General features: G+C 71.1%; 5 protein-coding genes. 4 read left to right on the top strand and 1 reads right to left on the bottom strand.

What is annotated here, in order from left to right:
* The 4 genes from AC32QD_RS04545 to AC32QD_RS04530 all read left to right on the top strand — a co-directional run.
* Window positions 1-1,459 (top strand): FMN-binding glutamate synthase family protein (locus AC32QD_RS04545; protein ID WP_492009295.1); only part of this gene is annotated, 1,459 nt, incomplete at its 5' end.
* 205 nt (window positions 1,460-1,664) lie between these two features.
* Window positions 1,665-3,119: a DegQ family serine endoprotease gene (locus tag AC32QD_RS04540; RefSeq protein ID WP_492009294.1), complete on the top strand. Its 1,455-nt coding sequence runs from the start codon at window positions 1,665-1,667 to the stop codon at window positions 3,117-3,119.
* Window positions 3,120-3,254: 135 nt separating this feature from the next.
* Window positions 3,255-3,935, top strand: coding sequence for a response regulator transcription factor (locus tag AC32QD_RS04535; protein WP_492009293.1), 681 nt, complete (start codon window positions 3,255-3,257; stop codon window positions 3,933-3,935).
* 8 nt (window positions 3,936-3,943) lie between these two features.
* On the top strand, window positions 3,944-5,320 hold the full coding sequence (locus AC32QD_RS04530; protein WP_492009292.1) for a HAMP domain-containing sensor histidine kinase: 1,377 nt from the start codon (window positions 3,944-3,946) through the stop codon (window positions 5,318-5,320).
* Window positions 5,321-5,330: 10 nt separating this feature from the next.
* Here the strand turns inward: AC32QD_RS04530 and AC32QD_RS04525 are convergent.
* Window positions 5,331-7,006, bottom strand: a 1,676-nt coding sequence (locus AC32QD_RS04525; RefSeq protein ID WP_492009291.1) for a copper-translocating P-type ATPase, incomplete at its 5' end; no start/stop codon positions are given.

Raw genomic sequence — 7,006 nt, 5'->3', positions numbered from 1 at the left:
GGTGCAGACCCGGCACACGCTGATGCGCAACTATCCGGTGGTCGCCTATGTGCGCTGGATCATGGAGGCGCTGCGCCCCTATCTGCGCCAGTACATCGTCGAGAGCGACCTGAGCGGCCGGCCGATCCCGCGCGAGTCGCGGCGCATCGTCTATGCCCGGGCCAAGGGGCAGGAGGGGGTGCACCCCTTCGGCACCGAGCTCGACACCTATTCCTCGGAATACGAGTTCCTGTGCCACTCGGTCGCGCCCGCGGCCAAGGCGCCCGATCCGTTCCGCGTGAGCGTCGGCGGGCCGCAGTGCGAGCACCCCTACTCGGCCTCGATCCTCAACGTCTCGGCGATGAGCTTCGGCTCGCTCGGCCAGCGCGCGGTCGAGACGCTCAATCTCGCGGCGGCGCGCGGCGGCTTCTACCAGGACACGGGCGAGGGCGGCGTCAGCCCCTATCACCTCAAGCACGGCGGCGACCTGGTCTGGGAGATCGGCACCGGCTATTTCGGCTGCCGCAACCGCGACGGCACGTTCGACGCGGAGGCCTTCGCCGAGACGGCGCGCGACGCGCGCATCAAGATGGTCGAGCTGAAGCTCAGCCAGGGCGCCAAGCCGGGCCATGGCGGCATCCTGCCGGGCGCCAAGGTCACGCCCGAGATCGCCCGGGCGCGCGGCGTGGCCCAGGGCGAGGACTGCATCTCGCCCAGCGCGCACAGCGCCTTCTCGACGCCGGCGGAGCTGCTGCAGTTCATCGCGCGCATGCGCGAGCTGTCCGGCGGCAAGCCGGCCGGGTTCAAGCTGTGCGTCGGCCATGCCGGCGAGGTCATGGCCATCTGCAAGGCGATCCTCGAGACCGGCATCAAGCCGGACTTCATCGTCGTCGACGGCGGCGAGGGCGGCACCGGCGCGGCGCCGCAGGAATTCACCGACAAGGTCGGCATGCCGCTCAGGGAGGGACTGATCCTGGTCAGGAACGCGCTGGTGGGCACGCGGCTCGACGAGCACGTGCGCATCGGCGCCGCGGGCAAGATCACCGATGCTGCCACCATGGCCGCGGCGCTGGCGGTCGGGGCCGACTGGTGCAATGCCGCGCGCGCCTTCATGTTCTCGATCGGCTGCGTGATGTCGATGAAGTGCCACACCGACCGCTGCCCGACCGGCGTCACCACGCACAATCCCAACCGCCAGCGCGGGCTGGTGGTCGAGGACAAGGCGAGACGCGCGCAAAGCTATCACGCACGCACCGTCGCGGCGCTGGCGGACCTGGTCGCGGCCGCCGGGCTCGAGCACCCCAGCGAGCTCTCGCCGCACATGCTCTACCACCGCGTCAGCCCCGTCGAGGCGCGGCGCATGGACCAGATCTACGCCTTCCTCGAGCCCGGCGTCCTGCTCGAGGACCCCGATTCCACCCCCTTCGGCCGCATCTGGCACGCCGCCTCGGCGCAGAGCTTCGCGCCCGTGCGGCGCTGATCCGGACCGACCGGCCAGGGCGGCGGAGGCGGCATCCGCGGCTCGCGGCGCACGATCTGGCGCCCCCGGCGTCCCGGCCGGCCCGGCGCAGCGCCATTGCAAACCTTTACTTTTTTTAATCCCGGCACAAGGACGCGCACAGGCTCGCATGCCACTTTTGGCAACGATCCGCAGGACCTGCGGAGCCGGAGCAGAACAGGCAGCGATGAGCATTCCGCAAAGGCAACCACGTCGAAACGGCCTCGCCCGCGCCGGCATCGGCGTGCTCGCCTTCGGCGCCTTTGTGTGGGTCTCGGCCGCCAGCGCGGCGGCCGACAGCGGCGTCGCGGACCTGGTGCAGCGCGTCATCCCCTCGGTGGTGACCGTGTTCACCACCGAGGCGCCGCCGCCCAGCACCCCCGGGCCTCGCTTCCCCTTCCCCGAGGGCTCGCCCTTCCAGCAGTTCTTCAAGCAGTTCGGCATTCCCGACGGCATGCCGGGGACCGGGCAGCAGGCGCAGCCCCGGCACGCGCTCGGCTCGGGCTTCATCCTCGACTCTGCCGGCTACATCATCACCAACAACCACGTGGTCGAGAACGCCTCGGACGTGAAGGTGCGCCTGAACGACCGCAAGGAGTACGAGGCCAAGGTGGTCGGCACCGACCCGCAGACCGACCTGGCCCTGCTCAAGATCAAGGCCGATGGCGCCCTGCCCCATGTCACGCTGGGCAACTCCGACAAGATCCGGGTCGGCGACGACGTCATCGCGGTCGGCAATCCCTTCGGGTTCGGCGGCACCGTGACGCGCGGCATCGTCTCGGCGATGGGCCGCGACATCAACGCCGGGCCCTATGTCGACTTCATCCAGACCGACGCGGCCATCAACCGCGGCAATTCGGGCGGTCCGCTGTTCGACATGGCCGGCCAGGTGATCGGCGTGAACTCGGCGATCTACTCGCCGAACGGCGGCTCGGTCGGGGTCGGCTTCGCCATTCCCTCCAACATCGTCAAGACGGTGGTGGCCCAGCTCAAGGCGACCGGCAGCGTCAGCCGCGGCTGGCTGGGCGTCGCGATCCAGACCATGACGCCCGACATCGCCAACGCGCTGGGGCTGAAGAAGCCCGACGGGGCGCTGGTCGCCGAGGTGAAGGCGAATGGCCCGGCGCACAAGGCCCTGCGCACCGGCGACGTGATCCTCAGCTACGCCGGCACGCCGGTGCATGACGGCCGCGCGCTGCCGCGCATGGTCGGCGCCACCAAGGCAGGCACCGTCGTCGACCTCGGCATCCTGCGCGACGGCCAGAGAAGGACCGTGAGCGTGAAGATCGGCGCGCTGCCGGACCAGCGGCAGGCGGCAAACACCAACGCCGCGCCGGCTGCGGACGAGGGCGCCTCGCTCAGGCTGGGCGCGACGGTGGCCGCGCTCTCGCCCGAGACGCGCCAGGCGCTCGGTCTCGACCACTCGGTCAGGGGCGCCGTGGTCACCTCGCTGAAGTCCGGCGGCGCCGCCTCGGAGGCGGGCGTCGAGGTCGGCGACGTGATCATGCGCGTCGGCGACAGGCCGATCGCAAACCCCGCCGAGCTGGACGCCGCCCTGAAGCAGACCCGGAGCAAGAACGCCCTGCTTTTGATCAACCGCCGTGGAGACCAGATCTTCCTCGGCGTGAAACTTTCCGCGTGACCCCCCACGTCCCGATTCATGCGGAAGGTGTGCCGGCCGGAGACCCCTCCCTCCGGCCGGCATTGTTTTCAAGGAGGAGAACCCCCCATATGCATGGCGCGTGACGAGACATTTTCCGGGGAGGCGCGAGAGGTCATGCGCCGTATTCTGATCGTCGAGGACGACGCCGAGACCGCCGATTATCTGCGCAAGGCACTGGAGGAGAGCGGCTTTGCCGTGGAATGCGCCGGCGACGGGCGGCAGGGACTGTTCCTCGCCACCCAGAGCAGCGTCGAGCTGATCATCCTCGACCGCATGCTGCCCGAGCTCGACGGGCTGTCCGCGCTCAGGGCCATGCGCGCCGCCGGCGTCAAGGCGCCCGTCTTGATGCTGACCGCGATGAGCGCGGTCGACGAGCGCGTGCGCGGGCTGCGCGCCGGTGCCGACGACTACCTGGTCAAGCCGTTCTCCTATGACGAGCTGCACGCCCGCATCGACACGCTGCTGCGCCGGCCGCAGGAGACCCAGGAGGAGACCCGGCTGGTCTGCGGCGACCTCGAGCTCGATCTCTTGGCGCGCACCGCCCGGCGCGGCGACCGCTCGATCGAGCTGCAGAACCGCGAGTTCCAGATGCTCGAATACCTCATGCGCCGCAAGGGCCGGGTGGTGACGCGCACCATGCTGCTCGAGGGTCTGTGGGGCTATCGCTTCGACCCGCAGACCAACGTCATCGACGTCCATATCAGCCGCCTGCGCAAGAAGATCGACGAGGACGGCGAGACGCCGCTGATCCGCACCATCCGCGGGTCGGGCTACATGATCTGGTCCGAGGACTGACGCACTCCATGGCGCTGAGGAACGCCACCAGCCGGCTGATCGCCGTGCATCTCGCGCTCGTGGCCGTCTCCACCGCGCTGGTGCTCGCCTTCGTCTACGTCTCGACCAAGAGCGTGATCGACAGCCAGGTGCGCGAGGTGGTCCAGGCCGAGATCCGCGGCCTCGCCGACGACTACCGCAGCAGCGGCGTGCTCGGCCTCGCCCGGGCCATCAACCGGCGGCTGGCCGACGACACGCATCACGACGCGGTCTACCTGCTGGCGGACCAGCAGGGGCGCCGGATCGCCGGCAACCTGGCCCAGTGGCCGCCGGTCGTCACACCCTCGGGCGCCTGGGTCAAGCTCGACCTCTACCGCACCGACCGCGCGCGGCCGGCGACGGTCTCGGCCACCTCGTTCCGGCTGGCCGGGGGCGAGCGCCTGCTGGTCGGCCGCGACGCCCAGGCGCGCGTCAAGTTCGACCGCACGCTTTGGCACGCGCTGGTCTGGGCGCTTGCGGCCAGCGGCGTGCTGGCGCTGTTCAGCGGCATGGTGCTGTCGCGCTTCGTCGGCCGCCGCGTTGCCGATGTGGTCGAGACCGCCGAGGAGATCGTGCAGGGCGACATGGCGCGGCGCGTGCCGGTGCGCGGCGGCGGCGACGAGTTCGACCGTCTGGCGGCGACGCTCAACCGCATGCTCGACCGCATCGCCTCGCTGATCGGCGATTTGCGCATGGTCACCGACAGCTTCGCGCACGACCTGAGAAGCCCGCTCACCCGGCTGCAGGCACATCTCGACGCCAGCCTCGACGACAGCATCCCCGAGGCCGAGCGCCGCCAGCGCATCGCCCGGGCACTGGCGGAGGCGAACGGCGTGCTGCGCACCTTCACCGCGCTGCTCGAGATCGCGCGCGCCGAGGCCGGCGTCGGCCGCGACCAGTTCGAGGAGGTCGATTTGAGCGCGCTGGCGTCCGACGTGATCGACCTCTATTTGCCCGCCGCCGAGGAGCGGGACGTGACCCTGGCGCTGGCCGGCGACGCGCCGCGCGTCACCGGGCATCCGCAGCTTCTGGCCAACGCCACCGCCAACCTGGTCGAGAACGCCATCCGCCATGCCCCGCCGGGCAGCGAGATCCGGCTGGAGACCGCGGCCGACGCCAATGGTGCCACGATCTCGGTCTCGGACCAGGGGCCGGGCGTGCCGCCCGAGGCGCGGCACCGCGTGCTCGACCGCTTCGTGCGGCTCGACGACAGCCGCAGCGGCCCCGGCGCCGGGCTCGGGCTGTCGCTGGTCGCCGCGGTCGCGCGCATGCACGGCGCCGAGCTGACGCTCGAGGACAACGCGCCGGGGCTCAGGGCCACGCTGCGCTTCCCCGCCGAGGCGCTGGCGGCAGAGCGGAGCAGCTGACCGGGCCGGCTCAGAGCCCGACCGTCCTCAGCCGCAGCGCGTTGCTCACCACCGAGACCGACGAGAGGCTCATCGCGGCGGCGGCGAAGATCGGCGAGATCAGGATGCCGAAGACGGGGTAGAGGATCCCGGCCGCTACCGGCACGCCGGCCGAGTTGTAGACCAGCGCGAAGAACAGGTTCTGGCGGATGTTGCGCATGGTCGCCAGCGCCAGCTTGCGCGCGCGCACCACGCCGTTGAGGTCGCCCCTGACCAGGGTGAAGCCGGCGCTTTCGATGGCCACGTCGGCGCCCGTGCCCATGGCGATGCCGACATCGGCCTGCGCCAGCGCCGGCGCGTCGTTGACGCCGTCGCCGGCCATCGCCACGCGGCGGCCCTCGTCCTGCAGCTCGCGGATGATTCGGGCCTTGTCCTCGGGCAGCACCTCGGCGCGGATCTCGTCGATGCCCAGCCGCCCGGCCACCGCCTTCGCCGTGCGCTCGTTGTCGTCGGTGGCCATGATGACGCGAAAGCCCAGCGCGTGCAGGGCCTTGAGCGCCTCGGGCGTGGTCTCCTTGACCGGGTCGGCGACGCTGATCAACCCGGCCACGGCGCCCTCGACCACGACGAACATCACCGTCTCGCCCTGGTCGCGGCGCGCGTTCGCGCTGGCGCCGATCTCGCCTGCATCGATGCCGAGATCGGCCACCATGCGCGCGTTGCCGAGCGCCACCGCCCGGCCGTCGACCGTGCCCCTGACGCCCTTGCCCGTGACCGCCTCGAAATCCTCGGCGCCCGCGAGCTCGACGCCGCGCTCGCCGGCGCCCGCGACGATGGCCTCGGCCAGCGGGTGCTCGGAGCCGCGCTCCAGACTCGCGGCAAGGCGCAAGAGCCCGGCCTCGTCCTGGCCCCGCGCGGGGACCACCGCGACCAGCCGAGGCTTGCCCAGCGTCAGCGTGCCGGTCTTGTCGATGATCAGCGTGTCCACCTTGGCGAAGCGCTCCAGCGCCTCGGCGTTCTTGATCAGTACGCCCGCCTGGGCGCCGCGCCCGGTCGCGGTCATGATCGACATCGGCGTGGCCAGCCCCAGGGCGCAGGGGCAGGCGATGATCAGCACCGACACGGCGTTGACCATCGCGTACGCGAGCGCCGGCGCCGGTCCCCACAGCGCCCAGACGATGAACGTCAGGATCGCGGAGGCGATGACCGCCGGCACGAAGTAGCCGGCCACCGTGTCCGCAACCTTCTGGATCGGGGCGCGGCTCCGCTGCGCTTCGGTCACCATGTGGATGATCTGCGACAGCAGCGTCTCCGCGCCGACCTTCTCCGCGCGCATCAGAAACGAGCCGGTCTGGTTCACGGTCGCGCCGATGACCCCGTCCCCCGCGATCTTCTGCACCGGCATCGATTCGCCCGTGATCATCGATTCGTCCACGTTGCTCCGGCCCTCGACGATGACGCCGTCCACGGGCACCCTCTCCCCGGGGCGGACCCGCAGCCGGTCGTCCCGCCGGATCTCGTCCACCGGCACGTCCTCCTCGCGGCCGTCCCGGACGCGATGGGCCGTTTTCGCGGCCAGTCCGAGCAGCGCACGGATCGCCTGGCCGGTGCGGCTGCGCGCCCTCGCTTCGAGCAGCTGCCCCATCAGGACCAGCACCGTGATGACCGCCGCCGCCTCGAAGTAGAGTCCCACCTCGCCGTTGCGCC

The sequence above is a fragment of the Thermohalobaculum sp. genome, assembly GCF_058622915.1.
The sequence above is the reverse complement of the archived record's forward strand: the minus strand, read 5'-3'. Positions and strand labels throughout refer to the sequence as shown.

Coding starts and splice junctions, on each gene's coding strand:
- AC32QD_RS04540 (WP_492009294.1), top strand. CDS start 1,665: ATGAGCATTCCGCAAAGGCAACCACGTCGAAACGGCCTCGCCCGCGCC.
- AC32QD_RS04535 (WP_492009293.1), top strand. CDS start 3,255: ATGCGCCGTATTCTGATCGTCGAGGACGACGCCGAGACCGCCGATTAT.
- AC32QD_RS04530 (WP_492009292.1), top strand. CDS start 3,944: ATGGCGCTGAGGAACGCCACCAGCCGGCTGATCGCCGTGCATCTCGCG.